The sequence below is a fragment of the Photorhabdus sp. RM96S genome, from assembly GCF_042879335.1.
Classification (GTDB): Bacteria; Pseudomonadota; Gammaproteobacteria; order Enterobacterales; family Enterobacteriaceae; genus Photorhabdus; species Photorhabdus kayaii.
The window spans coordinates 1-25,900 of record NZ_JBHFKT010000055.1; the positions used below are offsets into that span (position 1 = coordinate 1).

Below are 25,900 nucleotides of genomic sequence, written 5' to 3' on the forward strand. Positions count from 1 at the left end.
AAGTTGCCTCTTTGTTGGCTGCACTCACTCACCCCGGTCACATCGTTATCTATGCTCCCGGGGATTCGCTCCCTTGCCGCCGCGATCCATCTTGAAATCCATAGGGTATATCAACTTTGAAAATTTAGTATTTCCGATAAGTTCCACCGTTTTAATAATGAAATATCAACGTCAATGATTTTTGTTGGTAAAAGCCGGAACAGGATCAGGTGTCGGGACAGAACTATCACAATTATAATGCTCTCCTGTCAGCCCTATTTTTTTGCAAGCCGTAGACAAAACATCATTAGGTGTTGCCCACTCATCTTTCCAGTTACTACCGTCATAACGTTCATTCTTAAATAGATCCCACATAATGAGGCCCGTTTTACCATATTTGATCGTACCGTCTAATATGCTGTTGAGAGCGCTCTTCGTCAGCGGTAAATTACCGGTTGCGGGTCTACCAACTTCAAATCCAACCGTAATCGGCGGCAAAACCAATAATTTTTGAGGTTGAACTGATGCCTGGGCGTAATTACGTGCGCCTTTCAGTTTGACATGGAAAGTAACAACTTCATTGCCCGATTTAAGCCAATTAATATATTGACCATAATAATACTTAACCTGTCCAGGAAGGTCACAAGGAATATATGTTTCACCTCCGCCGATAACTCCACAATCTGTTTCACTTAAATCATAGGTCATTACACCAATATAGCTGAGTCGGTTGATCAGATTGGGATAACTCAGAGCGGTATTATAAATCAAACCATAGAGATTTCCTCCCCACCAGGCACCACCATAAATATCACTATTCCTCGCATTGGTTCCCCAGTTAGCGGACATATTCGGGATACCTCCCGTTGCAGGACCTGCGGTACTTAGCTTAAGTGATGGCTTAACTGCATTAATCGAAGTGTAAAAAGACTTTAAAATAGCGGCGAATTTATCCACGGTTGCAGGCATTGCGCGGGGAATTTTTTCTGCACCAGGAACAATATTCATTGATGCATCATAAACATAACCGCCTAATCCCTTTGCTATTAAAGTTGATGTAATAAGATTCTCACTGTTATTAGAGGGAACCTTGATTGAGTCAGGTGTTAATTTCCAGCTTTTTGCATTAATATCAGCGTGCCAAAACTCTTCATAATCCACATCAATCCCGGCTACACCTAAATCAGCCGCCAAATTAACAATATTTCTATATGCCTTATCTGCGGCTTTACCCGTAATAGTACTGTCAAATCGAGGAACTTTAGTCAGTGGATTGGGGAAAATATCATAAACTGCACCGGGTTCATTACCACAAGCATTTTTTTTGCCAGCAGTTATATCATAAATTTTCGGATAACAACTAAAATTCCATCCACCTATAGCAATATAAGTACTCACTCCATGAGATTTTAAATCAGCAATAACTCTTTTTAATGCCACAAAATCAGCCCTGGCATTTTCAGCTTCTTTGGTGCTAATGATTTGACCAGAAGTACAGGTATAACCAAACAATCCTGAACATTTCAGACTGTTTTTCTCATAGTTAACAAAACTAGGCTGGACAAAAGACAATACCAGCATATTAAAGTTGCTCTTATTCTTAGAGATATTTTTACTCAATTTTTTAAAGTTATCAAGGCTGGCATAATATTCTTGAGTATCAACCGACGCAACAGGCCCACTCAGATAATATGCAGATATTTTAGGATTGGCGGCGATAACATTTCCTGATGTAAAAAAATATAATATAAAACTTGCTAATAAATACCGGTTTAATTTGTATTTAGACATACATATATCTCCACTTGGTTAACATTATTTTTATGACTATAGACAATGAATTATCATGACACCTCATTACCTTTTCATCATGAACGGTATAAGTTTTTCCCTAATAGAGCATTAATATGTTCAATCTGTTATTATAGACTGTGATGTAGTTACTAAACTGTTATACCCGTCATCTATGCTCCCGGGGATTCGCTCCCTTGCTGTCGCGATCCATCTTGAAATCCATAGGGTATACTTATATTAATTAATTGCTACAGGTGTAACTCTTTAGAGATAACTATTTCCTTCTGCAATTAAACGCCGATTACTATTATATAGTCTACAATCCCCATCCAATATATACCAAAAGTCTTATAAAATATTATTATCTCTCAAAACCCGGAGTATACATGTCAATAGAAAACCCACTGCTTTAAATAAACGCTCTCTGTTATCAGGCAAATTATACCCAAAAACTTCAACGATTCTTCAACGAATTATAAAAACCTATAAAAAAGCATTATCTTAAATTGCTGAATTAATGATCAAGCCCGTATACTCACTATGCATTAAAGGCAAATCTGGAATAGCAAGTAGCTTACTTAGTCGCTCAAAATGTATTCCAGCAAGTGAAACAAAGTTAAAACACAGGAAAATTATCATGACACGTTTAGGCTTATCTATAACTGTATTATCACTGTTATTCTCTGGCGCGGTATTAGCTGTACCTAGCACACACGTACCCCAATCTTCGAATACCAAGGCGACTTCTTCTCATATGAAAAATACCAAAGCAGAGAAGAAATCTGGTAAAACCGCACCTAAACAACACTCACACCAGAAGGCAGCAAGCAAAGAAGCCAAGAAAACTCACTGAGTTTTCCGGCCTAAAACTACTATTATGTCCGCAAATCGTTATGATACAAGTTTGATAACATCATAACTGTAAATTCAGGGGGGAAATCCCCCCTCAACAGGCTATCGTGAAAAACTTAACAAGCCCCTTCGGTATCTTCATCACCATAATATTTAACACCAATCCTGATGATATCCCGTCCCTGAGATTTACGGTGTTTATTCGTGTCACGCAATGAATAGATACAACCACAATATTCCTGCTGATAAAATCTTTCCTGTTTACTAATTTCAATCATCCGAGCTGAACCACCTTGTTTACGCCAGTTGTAATCCCAGTATTGAATCCCCGGATACTGACTTGCCGCTCGTTTTCCACAATCATTTATCTGCTGCATGTTTTTCCAGCGGGAAATGCCCAACGAGCTTGAAATAACGCTGAAATTATTTTCATAAGCATACAAAGCCGTACGCTCAAAACGCATATCAAAGCACATGGTGCAGCGAACACCTCTTTCTGGCTCCAATTCCATGCCTTTAGCACGTTCAAACCAGTTATCGCTGTCATAATCCGCATCCACAAATGGCACATTGTGTTGCTCCGCAAAACGAATGTTCTCTTCTTTGCGAATTAAATATTCCCGTTTGGGATGAATATTTGGATTATAGAAAAAGACGGTGTAATCAATTCCAGAGGCACGTAGCGCTTCCATCACTTCACCAGAACAAGGAGCACAACAAGAGTGTAATAATAATCGTTCCGCATTATCCGGTAACGTTAAAACAGGGCGAACATAGTTTTCCATTTAGCAGGCTCCATATATACCCGTCATCTTTCAAGTTGCCTCTTTGTTGGCTGCACTCGCTCACCCCGGTCACATAGTTACCTATGCTCCCGGGGATTCACTCCCTTGCCGTCGCGATCCATCTTGAAATCCTAGGGTATAATTATAAGAATTAATTATAGAATATAGTTATTTTTAGCTTCAAATTTTTCGAATGAAATTTATCATGACTGACTTGTCGTTATGATCTTTGCCTTTACAATCCTTACCTTTGTGATCATCGTAAATTACTTGAAACTCTGACAGGTTCTACCGTTATATTGTCGTCATCAAAGTTTGTACGATACCGATAAATCCGTTTTACGCTGATAGTTAATAAATTATAGCCAAATTCAGATGCTTTTAACCAAAATAATTTAAATGGAGACCACGATGCGCCATACAATTTCTCTGAGTGACCTCTCTTTTCCGGCAATCATCGCCGGATTTGTCGCTGTTTTAGTCGGATATACCAGTTCAGCGGCAATTATCTTTCAGGCTGCGGAAGCGGCGGGCGCCACCCCCATTCAGATCGGTGGTTGGCTAAGTATGCTAGGACTTGGAATGGGCATCAGCTCCCTGGGGCTATCGCTTTATTACCGCACCCCTGTCCTTACCGCATGGTCAACACCGGGTGCCGCGCTACTGGTGACAACGCTACCAGGAACATCAATCAACGAAGCCATTGGTATCTTTATTTTTGCTTCAGCGCTGATCTTGCTGTGCGGTATTACTGGCCTGTTTGCCCGGTTGATGAACTATATTCCACAGGCACTTTCCGCAGCCATGCTGACCGGTATTCTGTTACGCTTTGGTTTGGATGCCTTTTCCTCATTTTCAGTCAACTTCGTACTGACTGCCGGAATGTGTTTGACTTATCTTCTGGCACGCAGATATTTATCCCGCTATGCCATCATCTTAACACTATTATCAGGGCTGATTATCGCCGCTTTACAGGGAGATATTCACTTTGAACAACAATCCACAGTCGCGTTTGTTGCCCCTGAATTTATTGCACCCAGTTTCACATTCTCTTCGTTATTGAGTGTCGGTATCCCATTTTTTATCGTTACAATGGCATCTCAAAATGCACCCGGCATTGCCACACTAAAAGCCGCAGGGTATCCGGTTTCTGTTTCATCACTGATAAGCTGGACTGCGCTCATCTCACTGATCTTATCACCTTTTGGTGGTTTTTCCGTCTGTATTGCCGCCATTACTGCCGCAATTTGTATGAGCCCGGAAATCCACGCTGACCCACATCGCCGTTATATGGCCGCTGCCGTAGCGGGTGTGTTTTACCTGATAGCGGGCCTGTTCGGTGGTTCAATCAGTATGTTATTCAGCGCGCTACCGGCGGCGCTTATTCATATTATTGCCGGATTAGCATTGCTTGGAACAATTTCTGGCAGCCTGCTACAAGCGCTACAGAATGAAAAGCAACGAGACGCAGCAATAATCACATTTTTGATCACCGCTTCCGGTGTGACGTTACTTGGCGTAGGTGCTGCATTCTGGGGGTTAATAGGTGGAGTAATAACCATGATCCTTTTATCTTTGCCTGAGAAAAACAAAATAGTTCATTAGATGAACAGTAAAATTATACTTTTCAGCACTTTATGATACTTATTATCAATAAAACTTATGATAGTTTGCCGAGTCTGTTGCGCTTTGAATATTACGATGGGACATATCTAACAACCTTAAATCTTATTACCCGCAAAACCGAGCTTTCTATTATGAAATTTTTTGATATGGAATTTTCTGATATTAGCAAGTTAGCTGTTATTTCATTCTATCTGGCAATCCCTTATAGCTATGCAGATGACCGCCCAATTCTTTCTCTCTCGGTTAGCCAGTCCGGTGGAAGCCAAACGACTGCTGATGGCAGTTTATCCAGAAAACCAAATAAGCAAGAATCACGGGTACTCCCAATTTGGGGTGACGAGGCCAAAGCTAAAGGTTATGACCTACCGGAGCCTTTTGGCGCCAGTTACGGTTATATGAATATGCGACAGAATGTCATTGTAGATGATATTAAAATCATTATACCGGACACCCCAGGCTTTGAAGATGTACTGGATATAAACACAGGAAAAACCAGAGGAAAGAATGAATCACATATGCTCAAGCTGGATACTTGGGTTCTGCCTTTTCTGAATGTTTATGGCGTTTATGGCTGGACAAAAGGCTCATCGAAAACCAACATTGAGGGAATCAGTTTTTTTGGTCAGACTATTCAGGAAATGAAAGATATTCCCTTCGCACTAGATTTTAAAGGTAAAACCTATGGTGGCGGTTTTACTCTGGCAGGGGGTTACGATCAATTTTTCGGTACGCTTGATACCAACTATACCTACACTAATCTGGATATTCTGGATGGTAAAATTAGCGCTCTGGTCGTCACTCCACGAATTGGTTATGAATTTGTATTCCAGCCAATCATTCCAGGGCAAGGAAATACCAAATTGCAAGTATGGACCGGTGGTATGTACCAGAAAATTACTCAGGAATTTGAAGGCAATATTAGTAATCTGGATTTACCCCCCATGTTTGACAAATTGGTAAGTGCATTCGATGATTATGAGAATATGAAATTCAAAGTAAAACAGCATGTTGCATCTCGCTGGAATAATACCGTCGGCGCAAGGCTGGAAGTCACACGCAATTTCAATATGCTGACTGAAGTTGGCTTTAACAAACGTAACAGCGTCTATATCTCAAGTGAGTTCCGTTTTTAATGAATATCCGCTGTACTTTACATGGGCTGGCTCTAGTCAGCCTTTTTATTTCTAATTTCTCATATGGCGAAGCACTACTCAGCAGGGAAAAAATCGATGGCTGGCTAGAAAAATTAGGTGGCAGTAATACCTATGACAGCAGTAAAGCGATTGACTGGGGCATTTTACCCGGCCCTTTCTATACTCCAGAGTTAGGTGCTGGTCTCGGTGTTGCTGTCATTGGTCTCTATCGGCCAGATGATAATGATCATACCAGCCAAATCTCTTCTCTTTCCCTGAATGGATTTGCCTCTTCAACAGGCGCCTTTGGCTTCACATTTGATAACTACAATTTCTTTGCTGATGATCAATGGCGTTTTTTCCTTTCCGGTACATTGAACAACGTTCCCACCTATTATTGGGGAACGGGATATCAAGCAGGTAAGGTAGATGATCGCAAAGAAAAATATCACTCACAGGAACTGCACCTGCAACCCAGAGTGCTCTATCGAGTTGCTGATTCTACCTATTTAGGCGCCGGCTGGGATTTTTCATCATTACACGCTAAAGACCCTGATAACGGCGCTAAAAAACTTTTTGCAGCAGAAAACGATGGCCGGTCCATATTGAGTTCGGGCGTCAGTGCCTATTTCAGCTACGACACACGGGATTTTCTGCCTAACGCTCATCAAGGATACGTTCTTGATATGACCTATACCCATTTTTCCCCGGCATTAGGCAGCGATCGCCGGTTTAATACCGTTGATATGCAATACAGCACCTATTATCAATTAGATGAAAAATCTGTACTGGCATTCGATAGTTATGGTCGTTTCACTGACGGCCAAGTGCCTTGGAATATGCTGTCAATGCTAGGTAATAGCAATCGGATGCGCGGATATTATGAAGGTAGATACCGGGACAAAAATGTTATCAGCACCCAATTGGAATATCGGCGCAAATTGGACTGGCGGCACGGATTTGTCTTGTGGGCAGGGGCGGGCACCCTAAGCCATTATGCAAAAGATATTGGCTCAGAAAACTGGTTACCCACCGTTGGCGCTGGCTATCGTTTTGAATTCAAACCTAAAATGAATGTCAGACTGGACTTTGGTATCGGTAAAAAAAGCAATGGATTTTATTTTCAGGTGGGAGAGGCGTTTTGAAATTGCGTTTATGGATTGCGGCTTTAACGTTAGTTGTAGGATGCCAGGGAACTTTTTCTCCAATCGCACCCGTACAACCTGACTTAAATAGTGAAACAACCGCCGAAGCCACTCGTGCATGGCCGGTTCTTGCTCCGATTCCCTCTCCCGAAGGATTAAGAGCTTGCTGTGCTTTTGGCTACAATTTAAAAACTGAATTACTGACCATTCCAGTACCTTTTTACCACATAAGTAATGTGCTGGATGCCGATAATCTTGGGGCACATAATTATAACAACAGTTTTTTTGGTACCGTTGCTTCATTAACAGGGCTCAGTAATGAAAAAGTGGGGATGATATATACCCGCCGGGGCGGATTCATTGATATTTCCCATGTACGGGATACCGCTGATAATACGGTTTTTCTGTTCAGTCAAATCTGGCCTCGTCTTGGAGAAGAGTGGCAAATAGAACTCAGCAGCGAATTAGCATTACGCCGCATCCAATTCTATCAATTCACACCACCAGCAACGATAGAACAACGTTATACCCTAACTGCTTATCTAGCCGCAAAATTGGCTTTTGAACTTGCTGCATGGCATGAAATCGCCCAATGGTACGGTTATCAGTCTGTACCGGGATTTTCTGAAAAAGTATCTGCGTTCTCTCCTGAAGATCTCTACTCTAATCTATTAGGCGCTCGTCTTTCCCTCTCGTTGATACTGGCAGGGCAAGTACCGTCAATGAAACAATACCGCCTATCAATGCAAGCCATTCTGCCATCTGCGCTACGTGAACTGGAAGCCTTATCCCCTGATGAAACGCGGAAAATGTTTGAACAGGTTGATGGTATCTGGTGGGACAGCAAACGCCGTATACCTGATAAGCACTTAATACTTCAACGTGATTTCCATACTCACAGCGATCGTACCCCTAATATGGTGCCTACAGAACAACAAGTTCCACTCAGGCTTACCCTGCCACAACAATATACTGGCTACAGATTATCTGAATTGGCCGAATTACAATTGTGGCCTAGTCGCCAGATGAAAGATCTTCCTGTACCAGAAAGCTACTGGATTGCACTTGATTTTCCACAATTGGCAGAAAAAGCGAAAGAACAGCAAGAGAATCATTGATGCATATATTTTCTATGAATCAATGAATATACCCGTTATCTTTCAAGTTGCCTCTTTGTTGGCTACACTCGCTCACCCCGGTCACATAGTTTGCTATGCTCCCGGGGATTCACTCCCTTGCCGTCGCGATGCATCTTGAAATCCGTAGGGTATATAACATTATGAGTTAAAATATATGGGAAATTTTAGATTACTATTTCTCAAACAATAATCCCATTTTAATATCATCAATTATAATTTACTATTTCCATAATGTTACATCATAATATAAACTCAACATCATCCATAATAAAATCAAACTATGCCGACCATACTTAAATTAAGCTATAAAGAGAAAGCCTACATCAATAAGGCATTATTTCACAGGATAAAAAATCGTATTGAAATATTTACAAAGATAAAAAATCAATAAACAACTGATATAAAATAATTAATATTACATAACATCTAAAAAAACAAATCAAAAAATCATAAAAATATTAACCACCCCAACAACCAAAAAAGAAACAAAATCTCAAAAAGATCACAAAAATAAGGATATAATTCTTTATTATACTCTTAATATGTGTATTACACTTACTTTTATCGAAAAATTAGACTTTCACTCTTAATTTAACTCAAATAACAAAAATCCCTTCTTAAGTAGGTTTAATCGTCTATAATATACATTTCCAAGTTATAAATATGTATAAACAATATCAGCTTTATCTAAGTAGATAAAATAATAACTTACATTATCAACAATTAGATTTATTCAACCAAAACTCAAGTTACTAAACTATTTTCAACTATATGATATATTGATTTTTATTTTAAATTTACAACATTAAATAAATTTAATAGATAAACACTCATATTGTTTTTTAATTTTTCTGATGTATTTGGGGATTCAGGGCCCCTATCTTCACCCCTGATAAAGTCAATTAAGATGTCCCTACTCCTGGAGAGGAAAAATGAATAAACTAGCGTTATCGACCACCGCCGCGCTTATTTTTGCTACAGGTTCTGCTGTTGCAGCCAATGAAGCCGCTGGCGGTATATTACATTTCTCTGGCGCAGTCACTGATGCCACTTGTACTATTAACAGTGGTGCTTCAGCTAATCTGTCGATTATATTGGAACCTATCTCAGTCACTCAAGCCGGACAAAAAGAAGGCTTAATTGATTATGGCAAGAAAGCATTTTCACTAGAATTTTCTAACTGCCAGTCCAAAGCCGTTGGTTTTGATCCAGCAACCTCTATGTTGAAAATCCAGTTCTCATCATCACATACTATTTCTAACGATGCTAAGTACCTGGTTAACCAAGAACTCAATGCAAATGGTAAGCCGAAAAACGTAGGTATCGCTATTGTTAAACACACCGAAGAAAATAACCCTATTATGCTGAATAAAGCGTTTGATACAGGAATCAAAGGCTCAGAGACAACACCTGAAATTGTCGATTTCTATGCGAAATACTACAAAGTAGGCACTGATGCTGCTGAGCCAGGTAAAGTAGTAACGATGGTTACTTATCACGTTACTTATTTATAATGATTTATACCCTATGGATTTCAAGATGCATCGCGGCGGCAAGGGAGCGAATCCCCGGGAGCATAGATAACTATGAGACCGGGGTGAGTGAGTGCAGCCAACAAAGAGGTAACTTGAAAGATGACGGGTATATACCCTATGGATTTCAAGATGCATCGCGGCGGCAAGGGAGCGAATCCCCGGGAGCATAGATAACTATGAGACCGGGGTGAGTGAGTGCAGCCAACAAAGAGGCAACTTGAAAGATGACGGGTATACTACAATAAACAAAGCCTATTTAGATAAATAGGCTTATTTAATTTGGCAAAAATAACGTTATGAAAAAATTATTTTTAACTATATTATTAGGGATAACGACTTTATCTGCTCATGCCAACATCGTTATTAACACAACACGTGTTATTTATCCAGCCAGTAATAAAGAGGTATCAGTTCAATTATTAAATGCAGGGGCTCAACCCTCTCTGGTACAATCCTGGATAGATGATGGCGATCCTAATTCAACACCTGAAACAGCTAAAGTCCCCTTTTTACTCATCCCTCCAGTCGTCAAAATTGATGGCAATAACGGGCAACAATTAAGAATTAAATACATCAACAGCAATCTACCCACGGATCGTGAATCGCTATTTTATTTAAATATTCTGGATATTCCACCCACAGCAGAAAACATTGGCGATAAAAACGTTATGCAGATTGCTATTCGTACCCGGATCAAATTTTTCTATCGGCCAGAAAAGCTTTCTATCTTACCGAAACAGATCCAACAACATATTGGATTAAAACGTGAGGGTAGCCAACTAAAATTGGAGAATTCATCACCCTATTTCATGAATATCGTCGGCCTTAAATCTTCTGACATTCAATCTAACTTACTAAATGAAGGAACAATTATAAAACCGTTCTCTTCTCATTCATTCAGTACCAATGAAAAAGTAAAAGTTGGAGATAAATTAACTCTGGCTATTGTTGATGATTTTGGTGCTATAAATAAATTAACTTTACCACTTCAATAGTGATATTACTGGCATAGCATAGAACATGATAAGACAAAAAATTAGTCCGTTAGCTCTGATAATAGGTCCCCTTCTGTATACAGATTGTTTATGCTATGCCACAACATTTAATACTGATTTTCTGGTTGGTGAATCTGCGAAAGCGGATTTATCCCGATTTTATACCACTTCAGAGCTACCCGCTGGCCGTTACGGTATTGACATATATCTGAATAATGACTGGAAAGGAAGATTTGATATTAATATCCAGAACGATGGCAAAGATATTTACTTACTCAATGAAGATCTTCCTAGGTTAGGTATAAAAATTGATAAAAACCAATTACCAGAATCAAATTTATCCAAAGATGAAATTCTTCTTACTAAAATAATACATGAAGGAACCGCTAATCTCGATGTTCCTAAACTCAGCCTGCATCTGGTCGTCCCGCAAGCATATATCAAAAACGAGCTAAAAGGCTATATCGATCCTGCGTCCTGGGACAGAGGTATCCCCGGAGCTATGCTGTCCTACAATGCCAACTATTACCATACCCAAAATAGGAATAAACAAAACCGTAACCGTGAAAATGAAGATAATGCTTACGTGTCACTTAATAGCGGTTTGAATCTATTTGGCTGGCAATTACGTGATCAATCCTCTTATCACTACACACATTCAAATGGTGATAAATGGAGTAACAATACCCGTTATCTGCAACGAGGAATTTCATCAATTAATTCAGAATTTCGCATTGGTGATAGCTATACATCAAGCGATTTATTCGACTCTTTCCGCTTCCGAGGTATCAATTTGAAAACAGATATGCGTATGTACCCAGATGCCTGGCAAGGGTTTTCCCCTATCGTCCGGGGAGTTGCGCAGACTAACGCTCTGGTAAAAATCACCCAAAATAATATCGTTATTTATCAAGGTAATGTACCACCCGGGCCGTTTGCTATTGATGCTATTTTACCAACAGGTTCAGGTGGTGATTTGCTAGTTGAAGTGACGGAAGCAGACGGACGTACTAACAGTTTTACCGTCCCCTTTTCATCCGTTCCTAATATGATGAAAGAAGGTCTTGGCAAATATGATATCAGTGCAGGTAAAACACATATTGCCAACAGTCGTTATAAACCAAACTTTTTTCAAGCCAGCTACCAATATGGTTTTAATAATGTCCTGACCGGTTATACAGGCACCATTATCAGCAAAGATTATTACTCACTACTGTTAGGGAGTGGCTTTAATCTACCCATTGGCGCTGTATCAATTGACGTTTCGCAGTCCAGCGCCAAATTTGATAATAGCCCAACCATGAAAGGCCAAAGCTACAAATTAGCTTATAGCCGCTATATCCCACAAACAAAAACAAATTTTTCGCTGGCGGCTTATCGTTATTCAACTAAAAATTATCTCACCCTAATCGATGCGATTGATCTGCATGACTGGATAAGCAACGGATATAACCAACAATACTATTCTCATCAAAAAAATACCTTTAATATCAATTTGAACCAGAATCTTGGCAGTCGTGCAGGTTCACTTTTTCTTTCGGGAACATTCCGTGATTATTGGGGAACCCAGAATAAAAGTAGAGAATATCAAATGGGGTATTCCAACAGTCTGGGAAAAATCAATTATTCCCTGACAGCAAGCCGTGTCCGATACAATATCAATGAAACAGAAAGTAAAGAGGAACAGCGCTACTATCTGATGCTGTCTGTTCCTTTTGAGTTGTTTGGCTACCCTGCCTATTTGACCAATAATGTCTCAATCAATGAAAGTCACTATGACAACAGTAACTTAGGATTAAGCGGCAGCGCAGGCCCAAACAACCGTTTAAATTACCACTTCAACATTTCAGATCAGAAAAGTGGTTCGACAACAACCAGTGCAAATTTGACCTATAAAACATCCGTTTCCACATTGAGTAGTTCTTATAGCCAATCCAAGGAGTACCGCCAAATGGGGCTTGGCGCAACCGGCAGTTTAGTTGCTTATCGAAGCGGAATTCTGGCTGCTAATCAAGTTGGGGAAACTTTCGCCATCATTGACGCACCGGGCACAGCAAACGCTTCTGTGAATGGTGATAAAAGCATGGTGACAAACAACAGCGGTAAGTTGCTGATACCTTATCTTTCTCCTTATCGTAAAAATGCCATCATGCTAGATACCAGTGAAGTACCAGAAGATGCGGCTGAACTTATCGGTAACATCAGAGATGTTGCGCCATATTCCGGTGCGATTACCCATATCGGATTTAAAACAGACCAGCGGAAGGCTTTTGTCTTCTACGCCGCTCAGGCTGATGGTAAACCTTTACCTTTCGGTACTGAAATTGTCGATTCAGAAGGTAACAGCTTAGGATACGTTGGTCAGGGTAGTATGGTTTTCCTACGTGTAGAAAAATTACCACAGCAAATTTATGTCCACATCGGTCAACTAGGCGAAAAGAGCTGCATAATAAATAATCCACAACCTGAAATGGGTTCAACCGCCAATATTTGCCGTTAAAGGAGAAAATAATGAAATTTAAGCCATTGTATTTTAAACCATTGTACCTTAAACCATTGTATCTGGCGGCCATAATCAGTCTGAGCAGTAGCATAGCCTATGCAGATTGCCAACCCAAATATGCAATACCGGCACCGGCAATCCTGGTTGATATGACAGATCATCTCACTCTGAACAGTAATGCAACCTGGATACTCAACACCCAATATTCTGGCTATTTTACATGCACAAGAAATTCACTATGGAAACAAAACTCTGTCGCTAACGGTTCGCCTTTTACTAAAAACAAAGTTGTTTTAGGATTCAATGGTGGCAAAAATTATGCCGAAGTAACTATCACGAATCTTTCTCCTAGCAACAATATTAATCTGGGAAACAGTAACGACACATACCCTGCCAGCAAATTGCAAGCCCAATTTACACTTAATGTAAAGCTACTGAGTGGCAGACCCGGTGGTAGTAATATTCACGTCTTTTCCGGCAATTCCGCAACATTAAAAACTGCTGTAATTGCGATGGATACCACCAACTTAGGACTCCTTGATGCCATTCTCCGTTTCGCTACCGATTTCCTGACCTTTATTCTTACCTGGGAGTGGCCGACACATTCTGAAGATATCTATTATCAACCCATCACAATGATTTTTAATCACAGAGATACAACTTGTCACTTCTTAAATGCGGGATTGACAGTGAATCTACCAAAAGTCAACCGCATTAGATTGCTTAACGGAACAGATAAAGGAGAAACACCTTTTACCCTTAACTTTGAATGCAAATATCTCCAAAACGGTAAAACTTCACGCTCAGTTAAAGCTTACCTGAGCAGTAATAATCTGCTACCAAATGACAATCGAACTTTAATTGACAGCAAAGCAGGTGCCGCTAAAGGTGTTGGCATCCGTGTTTCTCAGACAAGTGATTCAACGCCGATAACTTTCAGTGCTTCGCAATCCTCATCCCACGGCGCAACACGACTATTCAGCAAAAACTCCGGTAATGTCATCGATAAACACTTTACCATCGACCTTAATGCCTACTACCACGTTTATGATCCCCAAAACATCATAGCAGGGGAACTGAAAGCAACTTCTGTACTGAACTTTGAATACAATTAATCAAGAGGCAAAGGAGATGTCTCTTATTTCCCTCATTCGAATTAAAATTTTATGTTTCAATAAGTAATAATTTGTAATAAAGTGTTTCTATCGAAAAATTCATTTACATTTATAACCTACCCTGAATTGATGTAACACAATGATAATCCTAACATTAAGTAATCATTCAAACTCGCTTAATTTATCAATAAAATAGTGTAATTCTATGAAAAATAGAAAAAACATACTTTCACTTATCAATAAAATTAAAAAAAACAATATCAAGATAATATTTCCAAACCTTGTTAAATAATAAATAAAAATAACAATCAACCAGAAACAAAAATATATATTAAGGATAAAAAAATACAAAAAACCACATAAGCAGAAAAATAAAACATATGAAAAAAATTCAATCACCATTAATTAAAAATGAAATAAATTTATTAAAAATCAATGACATAAAAATAAATCACAAATAAAAACCTTAGGAGAAAATATAATCACACGTAATATAAAAATGTGAGAAATAATTTAACCTAGCACGAGAAAAATATAAATTTAATTCTCCAAAAACACCTTTAATATAAAAATAGAAAGATAAATATTTATATTATCAACAAATAAATTATTAAATTTTCTTTATTCTTATATACACCTCCATTATTATATTCTTACAATATCACCCGCAGTAAATATTTGTAACACATTGTTACTTATTTTAACTTAACATTTAGAACCATATCGAATATCCTGCACCGCACCAATAACAATGGATCTATTATAAAATTAGCTCAAGCCTGACAGATACGACTTAGTTTTAGCTCACAGAGGAAAGAGACCATATCGGTAACGGGTTACCTTTTTATGAAAATGATACTTATTCTTATAACGGCAATATTAATATCAATTAGTTTATTACTCGCTGCGGTGTTCTTACGATTGGCAGTACTATAATTAACAGTACTATATAAAACTAAGTTCAATCACTTCCGATATTATACTAGCTGGTTTACAAATCACTTTTCTTTTGATAAAGCGACTTACAGGCACAAAATTAACTCAAAAATCATGATCATATCTGATGAATAATTCAACCTAGGCAGGCAATATTTTGTACACAAACAGCACATAACCATATATAAATTAATAAAAAACCACAGAACAAATTAGCAAAATAATAATTTTCATTCCAGAAAATATATTTATGAATCACTAATAACTCTGGCTATGCTGGATTTATTTTGCTAACATCAGCTTGTTTTTTATTCAGAGCAAACGAGGAAAAGCAATGCCCTCTCAAACGATGAGGACGACTGCCATCTTCGCTTTCTTTATCTCACTATTGTTTTCCGCTTTTAGTCATGCTTCAACTAGCACAGCTAAAAGCATAGAGTATTCTCACAATGGCATGCAAAGCAATTTGCCAGATTTGCGAAAATACCCTTCGGGCACCCTACGTAAGAAAGCGTTTTTAAATGTTGTTGTCCCTGTGATTGATCAACACAATCAACAAATTATGCAGGAACGGAAATGGCTACTGGAACACCAAAATGCCAAGCATTGGTCTATACAGAACATCAAGCGCCTGCAACAAATTTGTAAAAACTACAACGTGAGCTGTAGCAGCTCGCCTAAAAAAGTTAACTGGAACAAGCTACTAAGTCGTGTTGACATCATCCCAACCCATTTTGTTGCCACTCAGGCCGCAACAGAATCTGGTTGGGGAACATCTAAGCTTGCACAACAGAACAACAACTTATTTGGTATGCGTTGCGGTAATAACTGTAAGAAAACCCAAGGTAAGATAAAAGGTTATTCCACCTATCCAACTATCAATGATTCAGTCAAAGCCTATATGAGAAATATGAACACCCATAACGCTTATGAATCATTACGTGCTTCACGCGCCAAGCAGAGAAGCCTTCAGGAATCACTAAATACCAGCAAATTGATTGATAATCTTGAAGGATATTCACAATTGGGTTCAACTTACAACAACTACCTGCACAAAGTATTTAACAGCAATAAAGGGCTTATTACTCAGGCGCAGAAGTTAGCTAAAAACGATCACGAGTAAGTGCCAATCTCAATAGGCGTAATTGTTGCTTGTTGCAAGCTATTTTTATCAATGAACCGTGAACTCGGACAGCGCGGAAAAACCGGAACGTACATGTACATGTAGTACGTGAGGATGACTCGCTTCGCTCGCCTTACGGGCCGCACTAAAGTGCGTTCAAAAGCGCATGCTTTTGTCTGAGCGCTGCCCGGGTTCGCTCTTTATGGCAAAGAAGGGCACATAAAATAGCCTTATTGGGACAAGCAGTCACTATGGAATGGATGATTTTCTTATATCCACCCATTTGTTCTTTTCATTGACAGAATGTTTAGATTAAATACTATAGTATCCCTCGATATTAACCTGTATTGAGATAAAATGATTGACCAGAGTTTAATATGAATTTCTTTTCTTTTGAGTTTCTTGGTTCCTTTGTTGCTTTCTTTCTCTTGTATTGGATGCTACAAAAACATGCGAAAACACAAAACTACCTGCTGATAATCGCAAGTTATCTGTTTATCTTTTCCTTTAATCCGCTTTTCACCGGCATCCTATTTGGCTATACGCTATTTATTTATCTTTTAACAAACATAGCCAGCAAATTTCTATCCAACCGCATCACGTTTACTATCCTGACAATAGGTATTCTGGGGTGTTTCACTCTATTCAAATATTATTCTTTCTTTCAAGAAAGTCTCCAACAAGCGTTTGTCAAATTTGGCTTGTCCATAGATTTACCCGTACTAACACTACTCGTCCCTTTGGGTTTATCTTTTTATGCATTTCATTCCGTCAGCTATGTCGTTGCTGTCGTAAGAAAAGAAATACCCAAAGCATCATTTCCTGATGTCGCTTTATATCTATGCTTTTTTCCGAGTATTGTTGCCGGACCAATAAACCGAGCTAAAGATTTCCTGCCTCAAATCCAGATATCATCAAGAGTGATCATTGAACCATCAAGAGCCATATTATTAATTACATTGGCAATAACCAAACTATTTTTGTTCAGCTCTTATTTATCCGAAAATTATGTTAATCCGGTTTTTGATGATCCCGTCAGCTACAATGCAGGGCAAATCTTGGTTAGTATCTATGCCTATGCCTGGCATATCTATTTTAATTTTTCTGGTTATACCAATCTTGTTACTGGATTAGCATTACTCCTTGGATTCAGAGTACCTGAAAACTTCAATGCCCCTTATCTGGCTGAAAACTTACAAGCCTTCTGGCGCCGTTGGCATATCAGTTTATCTGAATTTATCCGTGATTATGTCTATATTCCTCTTGGTGGTAATAAGAAAGGATTTGTACGTAAAAATCTCAATTTTTTTGTTGCTATGGTAATCTCTGGGTTATGGCATGGAGCTGGAATTAATTTCATTATCTGGGGAGCTATTCATGGATTGGGATTAATAATCCTAAATGTTAAATATCAGTTATTTCCCCCAATAGACAAAAAGAATCAAAATATTCCCCAAAATCCAGTCATTTCATTTTTATCCAGAATCATCACTTTCCACTTTGTCTGTCTGGCATGGGTTTTCTTCCGTTGTCCTACTCTAGATGATGCAATAATTCTATTAAATCAATTGATATCATCAAATTTATTTCACTCGATAATAGCCAATAGTGGGTTGTTACTGATGTTCTGGGGACTCTTTATTATTTATCCGTGGCTGATTAATCTAAAAATAATGGTTGAGAAAATGTATTCTCAGATTTCATGGATATGCTACCCAATACCATTAGCGATTATTCTGACTTTGGTATTTATGATTTCACCACAAGGAATACCAGGATTCATTTATGCCAATTTCTGAATTCAAATCTAATTTAAAAACGGCCGGGCAAGTTATTTTTATCGTAATATTAACTAGCCTACTGTTAATCTGGCTAAATCATCGTTCACTGGATAGATTCTGGCAACAAGAATATCACCAGCAAAGTCTTTGGGCGACTTTGCAAGGCCATCCGCTCTGGGATTTCGGTGATAACCTGGAACAAGGTGTACTCGCTGCGGGGGAAGCTTTCATGTCACATACTACCAGCAATAACAGTAGCAACCATCAGCAAACTCTCCAAGAAACTGATATCACACTGCCTGCGGATTTTCAAATTGGACTCAAGCTCCTGAGTGGTTATCCCTCTCCTGTTACAAATCTGCCTGCAATTTTCCCTGAGTTATTACAGAAATCTCCCCATACTCATCCTGTTAATTCACCAATACCCCATAATTTAAGAAATAATGTTTCCCCCAGCACAGTTATCGCTAAAACCAACGTAACACTGACAGCCAAAGATAAAGTGCTGTTTGCTGGAGATTCAATGATGCAAGGTATCGCTCCCCATCTGAAACGTCGGCTCTACCGGGATTACAGTATTTCAAGTATTAATCTCAGCAAACAAAGTACTGGGCTTGCTTATCCCAGTTTTTTTAATTGGCCAGAAACTATCAATAAAACACTGGAAGCCAACCGTGATATCAAGCTAGTTGTTATTTTTTTGGGGCCAAATGATCCCTGGGATATGCCACCAAGACATGGAAACATCTACCTGAAATTCGCCAGCCCTGATTGGGAAAACCTCTATCGCCAGCGTATCGAAATGGTCCTTACCGCAGCACGTAACCACGGTGCTGATATTATCTGGGTTGCTCCTCCCAATATGCGACAGAAAAAACTTTCTGCCAGCATGAAATATCTGAGATCCTTATATCAATCGGAAGTAACGAAAGCTGGAGAAATCTATGTTTCTGTTAATGATATTTTCAAATATCATGCAAATGATTATTCCGATTATGTCGGCGACAATAGTAACAAAATTAAACTCAGAAGCGGTGATGGTATACACTTTAGCTTGAAAGGCCAGCAAGCTATCTCAGATAACATATTTTCATTGATTAAATTTATTCAGGAACCCGCTAAACAAAATGAAAATAATTAAACAACTTCGTCGGCGATACCAATCTGCTGGCATTAGTCTGGTCATCACACTCTCTTTAAGTTTGATATCGTGCCATAAACAAAAACCATTGCCGTTGCCAACACAACAGTCTGCAAAAGAGAGCCAACAGCTAATAGACTTTGGTGAACCGAATTTAGCTTTACTGGCGGATAAACTCCACAACAGCCGCCATAATCAACTGCATTTTGTTCAGATAGGAGATTCCCATACTGCCGCAGACTTTTTTACCGGCAAGCTTCGCCCTTTATTGCAACAACGTTTTGGCGATGCAGGGATTGGTTTTGTTAGCCCAATTAATGTACCTGGTCAACGTAACGCTATGGTCAGTATGACCGATGATAAGCAGCAATGGAAACTCACCACCAGCCGCAAAGATAATCGGCCTGATTTTCCTATCGGCGGTGCAATTGCAGAACCCAATAGCCAAATAAGTCAATTAATTCTAAGACTGTTTGCACCATCCCATGACCGCTATCAACTCAAAACGTTATACCAAGCATCGGGTGATGCTCAGATTCTGGTACAATCTGCAACCAAACGAATACTAAAATTACCGGCAACCCATGATCACTGGCAATTTTCTACTGAAGAATCAGTTACATTCCCAGTTAATATTATGGCGATACAAAATAATCAGTTAAAATTAGGCGGCTGGTTTATCAAACGTAAACAACCAGGTATTATGTTATCTGCCTTGGGTATTAATGGTGCAACCATTAATATGATGGATAAATGGCAGCCAAAATGGATTGATACATTAGTTCAAATGCATCCTGATATGGTGATCCTCGCCTATGGCACAAATGAGGCATTTAATCATTCGCTGGATTTATCAAACTATCGCCAGCAACTGGAAACTAAGATAAAGCAGATTCGTAATCAGTTACCACAAACAGTTATCCTTATCATTGGGCCGGGTGATTCTTTGAAAAACAACCAATTTACAAGTTGTATAGCACAACAACCAACAATGTTGGATAATATCATCCATACTCAACAAAAAGTCGCTCAAGATCAGCACACACTATTCTGGAACTGGCGTGCATATATGGGTGGAAAATGCTCAATTAGGAGCTGGGCGCAACAAGATCTTGCTCGTCCTGATTATGTTCACCTTTCAGCCGCAGGTTATGAACGCAGTGCTGAAGCTTTATACCAACAGTTAATAGATGTTCTCGGTCAATAAGCAACAATAAGGCTTGATTGGGAATAGTACTAAATACTTATCTTGTTTTTAGTGCAGAAAAATTAAACTTATAATCTTAGGTTTACAATATGTATGAGCTCACAAGAAACCCATTTAATAAAGACAAACTATCTTTTTTGTTGTATTTAATGCGTTGAAAATAAGTTTATACCATGTGTAAAACATAGCGTTAAAAAGAGTATTTAAAATATGATTTTTCCCAAAAAGTATCCTCTCAGCTCTATAAAAAGGCTCATCTCCGGCTGGAAAGAATGTAGTTTCGAACGTTACCAACAAGCGTATTCTCTCTATGGTGGTGGAATATCTACTCATCCAGATATTGTACGTTTTTTAAATGAAAAATTTGGCAATAGTTTTATCTTTTACGTCAAAGAAAATCCACAAATAGAAAACGTTATCGAAGGGGCATACTTTACATGTAAAGATCATCATCTGGCAGCAAGTCACCAAAAGGACTACTATTTTTTCAGTTACGATGAAATTCTCTTCCCTATCGCCAAACATCTAAAAACTATCATCCCTGGGAAGTCAAAAACCATATCGCCTCTGCACAAAGAAAACTTCGTCAACATCTACTATGGCCGATTAAACAAGCGAACAATATGCCTTGCTAAAGAAGATTTTTCTTATAAAACAAGAAGAAATCGGAGTAATGAAATTAATAAATTTAAGCGTGCAGGCGGAGAAATACATCAAATTGATGATTTCACCTGCCAGGAATTTGTTGATATTTACACCACACTGTACGAAAAACGGTGGGAAAAAAAACACAGTGAAGAAGAAAAAGGAAAATTAACCGAACTATATACCGAACTCAAACAACATCTGTACGGATGTGTATTAACTATCAATGGAACCCCAGCAGCCTACGATTTAGTTATAAAATCAGACAGCCCTCAATGGGTTTCATTCGATGCAGTAAACGGTGGATACGATCCTGAATACGCTAATCTCAGCCTTGGAAGCATTGTCATGTGGTTAAATATTCAAAATGCTTCAACGCTCTGTCAGCAAAATCAAAAAACGATGCGCTATTCTATTGGCAAACCTACTTTCTCCTATAAAGATCGCTGGTGCAATCGCCATCCATTAGCGAGAACGCTGTTCTAGCTTTATTAATCATCTGCATAGTTGGCTTATCATCCGCCTTCTATAGAAGGCGGCATTATTTAACGCCGAGAAAAGCACTTTAAATTTTAGCTATTAAGATGGCAAAAGAGTTACATCACAGCAAAAAAAATCATCCCTACAACGGCACCTGTTATTCCAAGAATAGTTTCCATAATTGACCAAGTTTTCAGTGTTTGAGATTCTGTTGCACCAGTAAATTTACCAAATAACCAAAAGCCTGAGTCATTAACATGGCTCAATACCAAAGAACCACCCGCAATACAAATTGAAAGAGCTGCAAGCTGGGCACTAGAATATTCCAGAAGATCAACAACGGGCAAAATCAGACCAACAGTTGTCAAACAGGCAACAGTTGCAGAACCTTGAATAACGCGTACTGTACCAGCAAGGATGAAACACGCTAATGCAATAGGCAGCCCTGCCCCAATCAATGCGTTTCCCAAAGCAGGACCAACACCAGAATCCACTAATACTTGTTTGAATACACCACCAGCCCCAGTCACCAATAAAATAATTCCAGCCGGTTGAATAGCCGAAGAGCAAATATCCATCACTTTTTCTTTACTCATCCCACGGCGAATTGCCAAACCATAAATAGCAATCAAACAAGCAATCAAAATCGCAGAAAATGGATGACCGATAAATTCAAGCCACTGATACAACTCAGAACCCTGTTCAACAAAATTCTCACCAATAGCCTTTAACCCAACCAAAGCCAAAGGGAATAGAACCAGTGACAAACTCAAACCAAAAGATGGCATCTTACCTTGACCAAGGCTTGGCTCACTTATATCCACGGGCAAATCCAGAGTGACATACTTACTGATAAAATTACCGAAGATTGGCCCCGCCAGTAACATCCCAGGAATCGCTGCACTGATACCGATCAAGATCATCCAGCCAAAATCAGCATTCATCTGTGAAGCCAACAACATCGGTGCTGGACCAGGTAACAAAAATGCTGCGGCGGCTGCGACACCAGCAAACAGAGGAATAACCAGCTTCACTACATTACCGCCAGTACGACGCGCGACCGCGAACGCCACACCAATTAATAAAACAATAGCTACATCAAAGAACAATGGCAAAGCACAAACCAGGCCAGCGATCCCCAATGAATAATGAGCATTCTTTTCACCAAAACTATTTAGTAGTTTAATCGCAATCTGATCCAGTGCGCCTGTTTCATGCAGAACTTTACCAAACATCGCCCCCAGTGCGACAACAATAGCCAGAAAACCTAACGTTCCTCCCATTCCTTCTTGCATTGTTTCAGCAATTTTATCCAGTGGCATACCAGAAAAAACACCCGCTCCCATAGAAACCAGTATTAACGCAACAAAAGCGTGGATTCTGGCCTTCATCACCAAAAACAACAGTAAAAAAACAGAACCCACCGCTGTCAGCACTAAGGTTAAAGTACTCATTATTTTCCCCCTGAAATGACATTATTAATTATTCTTATCGAGTGATTTATCACTTCATCAAGAGATGATCTAATGTCAACCAGATAAACATCCTGTTCATCACTCCCCGGCTCTTCTAATACCTCAAACTGAGATACCAACATTTGAGATTTAAAAAAATGATCTTTACGTGCCTTCAATCGACTTTCAATTAAATCAAAGTCGCCTTTCATATAAAGAAATGACAGATTCTTATTATTACCACGCAGTATATCCCGGTAATGTTTTTTTAAAGCAGAGCAAACAATCAGGGAAACCGGGTTTGTGCGTTGCATAGCAAAAATTGCATGATTCAGTGATTTCAACCAAGGTTCACGATCTTCATCATTCAGTGCATAGCCTTCAGCCATCTTATTAATGTTAGATCTTGGGTGTAAAAAATCACCATCTAAAAAAGCAGAATCCAATTTATAGGCCACAGCACTGGCAACAGCAGATTTACCACTACCGGATACCCCCATAAGCACAAAAACATGATTCGAATGTTGGGTATCGCTCATATAAACTCCTCAGCGTAGATATTTTATCCACAAATGTTACCGGTAACTGTTATCGGTAACATTATCAGAAGTAGAGACGAAATTCGCAACAACACGGAATATTCAGGAAATATAAATGTGATATTTATCACAAATGAGTTCAAAAAAACGCAAATCCAGCAGACCGATTAGATACTCTCTCCCAGAGATAACTGAAAGCCGATATCAATCATTTTTTGCGGTAAATGTTCGCCCTTCAGCCGAGCCATTAATAATTCGGCAGCCCTCCGCCCCAATAAGTCACGAGACGTCAATACACTGGCAAGTTTTGGTGTCATCACCTGACCAACATCATGACCATGAAAGCCAGCTATCGCAATATCATGTGGTACAGCTATCTCTTGACGTTGGCACTCGAAAATTGCTCCGATTGCGAGGTCATCGTTAGTGCAGAATAGACCATCAACATCAGGATATTTTGTTCGTGCTTCATTCAGTAACTGTCCCCCTAATGTGTAAGAAGAGCTGTCTGGTGTCATTATCTTACCTGGCTTTAACCCGGCGCTTTTCATTGCAGCTTCATAGCCCTCCAGACGAATAATTGTCCTTTCATCTTGTCTCGCACCAAGATAAATCACCCGCTGGCAACCACGCTCAATCATTGCCATTACCATCTGCCGAGCTGCTTCAAAGTTGTCAATACCAACTGCCATATCAAAACAAGGAGAAACACAATCCATCAGTTCAACGACAGGGATACCAGCCGTTCCCAACATCTTTAAAGTTCGTGGAGTATGAGTACGTTCTGAAAGAATCAAACCATCAATATTATAGGAAAGTAAAGAAATCAAACGCTCTTCTTCTTTTTCTGAGCGATAGCCATAGTGAGCCAACATAGTTTGATAACCATAACTATCCGTCACATATTCGATACCACGAATAACCTCCGCAAAAACTTGGTTAGTCAAAGAAGGCAATAAAATACCAATAGCATGACTAGTGGAATTAGAGAGAATATCCGGTACTTTATTTGGGATATAGCCTAACTCATCTAAAGCATCCGCTATTTTCTTTCGCAATTGCTCAGAAACTTGATCAGGATTACGCAAGAAACGACTTACCGTCATTTTAGTTATACCAACACGATCAGCAACATCTTGTAAAATAGGACGTTTTTTCTTCATATTTCAATGCAATATAGAATGAGTAAAGTTTAGAATAATAAACGTAGTGTTATAATATATTTATACACTATAAGGATACATTTTTTTAAAATTTAGCCTGGCTGTGAAACTGTAATCCCAATTTATTTAGTGTATCGTAAAATCTTATCCTTTAGAGTGGAGATATAAGACATATTTTTTTGTGACCAGAAGGATTTCGCCGCTGATATATTACCGAATGATTTAGAGCAATGGGCCACCACAACCAGCAAGAACCACACCATGACAATGAATAAGAACTTGAAAATTGCCAAACTTATCAAAATCAGAAGCAGAGACATTAAGCCAGCTTAGGAGAAATGTCCAGGCGAAATTAAGGTTTAATCATTCAATGCTGGCTCAAACTTGATATGAACTACGTCGTCAGCTTAAGTACAAGTAGGCATTCAATTAGGAAAAAACTCTCGTTAACTTATGCCAATTAAGAAAAAGCTGAGGCTCTCTCTAATTTACTGTCCGGAATTAGTTGACCACTACAGGTTAAGATGGCTTATTAAAGCCGAGTGGTTTTTTAGGAACATCAGGCGCGGAACTCATCGAGGCGCGGGCATCCTTGCCTATAGTGACGCCGGATAGATTTAAGCAAGCCCAAAATTCATCAAAATGCGGGTTGCAAAAACGAGGGTGGTCATAGATTTAATCTTTCATATGGAAAAATAAAATGATACAGACCCTGATATGCAAAAACCCCCAGCGCTCGCTGGGGGTTTCTACGGTATTTAAAGCCTGGCAGTTCCCTACTCTCACATGGGGAGACCCCACACTACCATCGGCGCTACGGCGTTTCACTG

The 25,900-nt window shown here is 39.1% G+C and carries 20 protein-coding genes; 15 read left to right on the plus strand and 5 right to left on the minus strand.

Translation table 11 applies throughout. The features are described from left to right. Positions 1-171: 171 nt before the first annotated feature. Positions 172-1,770 carry a toxin gene (locus ACGF49_RS22350; RefSeq protein WP_387492824.1) on the minus strand — a complete coding sequence of 533 codons (1,599 nt, stop codon included), beginning with the start codon at positions 1,768-1,770 and terminating at the stop codon, positions 172-174. Positions 1,771-2,410: 640 nt separating this feature from the next. Here ACGF49_RS22350 and ACGF49_RS22355 point away from each other — a divergent pair. Beyond that, on the plus strand, positions 2,411-2,626 hold the full coding sequence (locus tag ACGF49_RS22355; protein ID WP_228901185.1) for a hypothetical protein: 216 nt from the start codon (positions 2,411-2,413) through the stop codon (positions 2,624-2,626). A gap of 115 nt (positions 2,627-2,741) precedes the next feature. On the opposite strand, the gene ACGF49_RS22360 is transcribed toward ACGF49_RS22355, so the two are convergent. After that, complete coding sequence (locus tag ACGF49_RS22360) at positions 2,742-3,410, minus strand: epoxyqueuosine reductase QueH (RefSeq protein WP_113043868.1); 669 nt, start codon at positions 3,408-3,410, stop codon at positions 2,742-2,744. 411 nt (positions 3,411-3,821) lie between these two features. Here ACGF49_RS22360 and ACGF49_RS22365 point away from each other — a divergent pair, with 411 nt between their 5' ends. The 14 genes from ACGF49_RS22365 (at position 3,822) to ACGF49_RS22430 (ending at position 21,920) form a co-directional block, all read left to right on the plus strand. Next, positions 3,822-5,015 (plus strand): benzoate/H(+) symporter BenE family transporter, encoded by a 1,194-nt coding sequence (locus ACGF49_RS22365; protein WP_387492828.1) that lies wholly within the window; start codon positions 3,822-3,824, stop codon positions 5,013-5,015. Positions 5,016-5,182: 167 nt separating this feature from the next. Continuing rightward, on the plus strand, positions 5,183-6,169 hold the full coding sequence (locus ACGF49_RS22370) for a hypothetical protein (protein ID WP_387492846.1): 987 nt from the start codon (positions 5,183-5,185) through the stop codon (positions 6,167-6,169). Continuing rightward, the gene (locus ACGF49_RS22375) at positions 6,169-7,314 is read left to right on the plus strand and encodes a BamA/TamA family outer membrane protein (protein ID WP_113043870.1); all 1,146 of its coding nucleotides are present in this window, start codon (positions 6,169-6,171) and stop codon (positions 7,312-7,314) included. The genes ACGF49_RS22370 and ACGF49_RS22375 overlap by 1 nt, the downstream gene beginning before the upstream one ends. Continuing rightward, complete coding sequence (locus tag ACGF49_RS22380) at positions 7,311-8,432, plus strand: DUF4056 domain-containing protein (protein ID WP_387492831.1); 1,122 nt, start codon at positions 7,311-7,313, stop codon at positions 8,430-8,432. The genes ACGF49_RS22375 and ACGF49_RS22380 overlap by 4 nt, the downstream gene beginning before the upstream one ends. 953 nt (positions 8,433-9,385) lie before the next feature. After that, positions 9,386-9,967 carry a fimbrial protein gene (locus ACGF49_RS22385; RefSeq protein WP_113043872.1) on the plus strand — a complete coding sequence of 194 codons (582 nt, stop codon included), beginning with the start codon at positions 9,386-9,388 and terminating at the stop codon, positions 9,965-9,967. Continuing rightward, positions 9,967-10,158, plus strand: a complete 192-nt coding sequence (locus ACGF49_RS22390; protein WP_271859552.1) for a hypothetical protein — start codon at positions 9,967-9,969, stop codon at positions 10,156-10,158. Before ACGF49_RS22385 ends, ACGF49_RS22390 begins: the two co-directional genes overlap by 1 nt. Positions 10,159-10,284: 126 nt before the next feature. Next, positions 10,285-10,983, plus strand: coding sequence for a molecular chaperone (locus ACGF49_RS22395; RefSeq protein ID WP_228902985.1), 699 nt, complete (start codon positions 10,285-10,287; stop codon positions 10,981-10,983). A 25-nt stretch (positions 10,984-11,008) separates the two neighbouring features. After that, positions 11,009-13,483: a fimbria/pilus outer membrane usher protein gene (locus ACGF49_RS22400; RefSeq protein WP_228902986.1), complete on the plus strand. Its 2,475-nt coding sequence runs from the start codon at positions 11,009-11,011 to the stop codon at positions 13,481-13,483. Positions 13,484-13,494: 11 nt separating this feature from the next. Beyond that, positions 13,495-14,601, plus strand: coding sequence for a fimbrial protein (locus ACGF49_RS22405; protein WP_228902987.1), 1,107 nt, complete (start codon positions 13,495-13,497; stop codon positions 14,599-14,601). A 1,270-nt stretch (positions 14,602-15,871) separates the two neighbouring features. Further along, positions 15,872-16,660 (plus strand): protein bax, encoded by a 789-nt coding sequence (locus ACGF49_RS22410; protein ID WP_113043875.1) that lies wholly within the window; start codon positions 15,872-15,874, stop codon positions 16,658-16,660. Positions 16,661-17,037: 377 nt separating this feature from the next. Beyond that, positions 17,038-18,459, plus strand: a complete 1,422-nt coding sequence (locus tag ACGF49_RS22415; RefSeq protein ID WP_387492838.1) for an MBOAT family O-acyltransferase — start codon at positions 17,038-17,040, stop codon at positions 18,457-18,459. Continuing rightward, entirely contained in the window at positions 18,446-19,582 is a 1,137-nt protein-coding gene (locus ACGF49_RS22420) for an SGNH family hydrolase (protein ID WP_113043877.1), read from the plus strand. Before ACGF49_RS22415 ends, ACGF49_RS22420 begins: the two co-directional genes overlap by 14 nt. Beyond that, positions 19,569-20,789 (plus strand): SGNH/GDSL hydrolase family protein, encoded by a 1,221-nt coding sequence (locus ACGF49_RS22425; RefSeq protein ID WP_387492841.1) that lies wholly within the window; start codon positions 19,569-19,571, stop codon positions 20,787-20,789. The genes ACGF49_RS22420 and ACGF49_RS22425 overlap by 14 nt, the downstream gene beginning before the upstream one ends. Before the next feature lie 210 nt (positions 20,790-20,999). Further along, a complete protein-coding gene (locus ACGF49_RS22430; protein WP_113043879.1) occupies positions 21,000-21,920 on the plus strand; it encodes a GNAT family N-acetyltransferase in 921 nt (306 codons plus the stop codon). Positions 21,921-22,030: 110 nt separating this feature from the next. Here ACGF49_RS22430 and gntU read toward each other — a convergent pair whose 3' ends face one another. The 3 genes from gntU to gntR all read right to left on the minus strand — a co-directional run bounded on the left by gntU (position 22,031) and on the right by gntR (position 25,070). Then, positions 22,031-23,368, minus strand: a complete 1,338-nt coding sequence (gntU, locus tag ACGF49_RS22435) for a gluconate transporter (protein ID WP_113043880.1) — start codon at positions 23,366-23,368, stop codon at positions 22,031-22,033. Continuing rightward, positions 23,368-23,907: a gluconokinase gene (gene gntK, locus ACGF49_RS22440; protein ID WP_113043881.1), complete on the minus strand. Its 540-nt coding sequence runs from the start codon at positions 23,905-23,907 to the stop codon at positions 23,368-23,370. The genes gntU and gntK overlap by 1 nt, the downstream gene beginning before the upstream one ends. A 167-nt stretch (positions 23,908-24,074) precedes the next feature. Beyond that, positions 24,075-25,070 (minus strand): gluconate operon transcriptional repressor GntR, encoded by a 996-nt coding sequence (gntR, locus tag ACGF49_RS22445; RefSeq protein ID WP_228903083.1) that lies wholly within the window; start codon positions 25,068-25,070, stop codon positions 24,075-24,077. Positions 25,071-25,900: the final 830 nt, after the last annotated feature.

Coding starts and splice junctions, on each gene's coding strand:
- ACGF49_RS22350 (WP_387492824.1), bottom strand. CDS start 1,770: ATGTCTAAATACAAATTAAACCGGTATTTATTAGCAAGTTTTATATTA.
- ACGF49_RS22355 (WP_228901185.1), top strand. CDS start 2,411: ATGACACGTTTAGGCTTATCTATAACTGTATTATCACTGTTATTCTCT.
- ACGF49_RS22360 (WP_113043868.1), bottom strand. CDS start 3,410: ATGGAAAACTATGTTCGCCCTGTTTTAACGTTACCGGATAATGCGGAA.
- ACGF49_RS22365 (WP_387492828.1), top strand. CDS start 3,822: ATGCGCCATACAATTTCTCTGAGTGACCTCTCTTTTCCGGCAATCATC.
- ACGF49_RS22370 (WP_387492846.1), top strand. CDS start 5,183: ATGGAATTTTCTGATATTAGCAAGTTAGCTGTTATTTCATTCTATCTG.
- ACGF49_RS22375 (WP_113043870.1), top strand. CDS start 6,169: ATGAATATCCGCTGTACTTTACATGGGCTGGCTCTAGTCAGCCTTTTT.
- ACGF49_RS22385 (WP_113043872.1), top strand. CDS start 9,386: ATGAATAAACTAGCGTTATCGACCACCGCCGCGCTTATTTTTGCTACA.
- ACGF49_RS22390 (WP_271859552.1), top strand. CDS start 9,967: ATGATTTATACCCTATGGATTTCAAGATGCATCGCGGCGGCAAGGGAG.
- ACGF49_RS22395 (WP_228902985.1), top strand. CDS start 10,285: ATGAAAAAATTATTTTTAACTATATTATTAGGGATAACGACTTTATCT.
- ACGF49_RS22400 (WP_228902986.1), top strand. CDS start 11,009: ATGATAAGACAAAAAATTAGTCCGTTAGCTCTGATAATAGGTCCCCTT.
- ACGF49_RS22405 (WP_228902987.1), top strand. CDS start 13,495: ATGAAATTTAAGCCATTGTATTTTAAACCATTGTACCTTAAACCATTG.
- ACGF49_RS22410 (WP_113043875.1), top strand. CDS start 15,872: ATGCCCTCTCAAACGATGAGGACGACTGCCATCTTCGCTTTCTTTATC.
- ACGF49_RS22415 (WP_387492838.1), top strand. CDS start 17,038: ATGAATTTCTTTTCTTTTGAGTTTCTTGGTTCCTTTGTTGCTTTCTTT.
- ACGF49_RS22420 (WP_113043877.1), top strand. CDS start 18,446: ATGCCAATTTCTGAATTCAAATCTAATTTAAAAACGGCCGGGCAAGTT.
- ACGF49_RS22425 (WP_387492841.1), top strand. CDS start 19,569: ATGAAAATAATTAAACAACTTCGTCGGCGATACCAATCTGCTGGCATT.
- ACGF49_RS22430 (WP_113043879.1), top strand. CDS start 21,000: ATGATTTTTCCCAAAAAGTATCCTCTCAGCTCTATAAAAAGGCTCATC.
- gntU (WP_113043880.1), bottom strand. CDS start 23,368: ATGAGTACTTTAACCTTAGTGCTGACAGCGGTGGGTTCTGTTTTTTTA.
- gntK (WP_113043881.1), bottom strand. CDS start 23,907: ATGAGCGATACCCAACATTCGAATCATGTTTTTGTGCTTATGGGGGTA.
- gntR (WP_228903083.1), bottom strand. CDS start 25,070: ATGAAGAAAAAACGTCCTATTTTACAAGATGTTGCTGATCGTGTTGGT.